This window comes from Devosia alba, from assembly GCF_039938915.1.
GTDB classification, from domain to species: Bacteria; Pseudomonadota; Alphaproteobacteria; order Rhizobiales; family Devosiaceae; genus Devosia; species Devosia alba.
Genome location: NZ_JBDUUI010000045.1, coordinates 1 through 501, shown reverse-complemented (window position 1 = coordinate 501; position 501 = coordinate 1). Strand labels below are relative to the sequence as shown.

Below are 501 nucleotides of genomic sequence, written 5' to 3'. Positions count from 1 at the left end.
ATGAGTAGGTGCCTGCCGTCTGTACCACGTTCAATATAAGCTGTGAAGAGGAAGTCGTCAGCTGGGGCTGGCATAGTGGTTAGGCTGATGCTGCGTGCCGGGGGTCTACGGCGCAGGCCAGTAACCGGGTCACAGAGCATGTTCTTTAGAGCACCTAGCTGCCCAGGTTGGCGCTCTCGTGGAATCTGTTGGGATACGCCCTGTAGCAAACTGGGCATAACACCTTCGAAGGTTTTCGCCAAGGGTGTATCTCCTAATTAAATACGGAAGCCAGCGGCGATACGCCCGGCTGTACGAGTACGCGCAGTGCTGTACTTCTGGTTACGCAGGTGCTCACGATAGTTCAGGGACTCATACTCCGCAGCCTTAGCAAGCAGTTGCTGATAGTTCCCGTCAGCCCCGAGGTCATTCAGATACACTTCCGCTGCGGTAGCGTAAGCTACCCACATAGCGCAATGCTCTGGCAAGTCCTCGAACTCAATGTCCAGTGTAATCTTAAGA

Annotated in this window: 2 protein-coding genes; both read right to left on the bottom strand. The window is 54.3% G+C overall.

Going from position 1 to position 501, the window contains the following annotated elements:
* Positions 1–218, bottom strand: a 218-nt coding sequence (locus ABFY71_RS19425) for a phage nozzle protein (RefSeq protein ID WP_488645805.1), incomplete at its 3' end; no start/stop codon positions are given.
* Between the two features lie 39 nt (positions 219–257).
* The coding region (locus ABFY71_RS18710) for a hypothetical protein (protein WP_347947377.1) at positions 258–501 on the bottom strand (244 nt) is incomplete at its 5' end.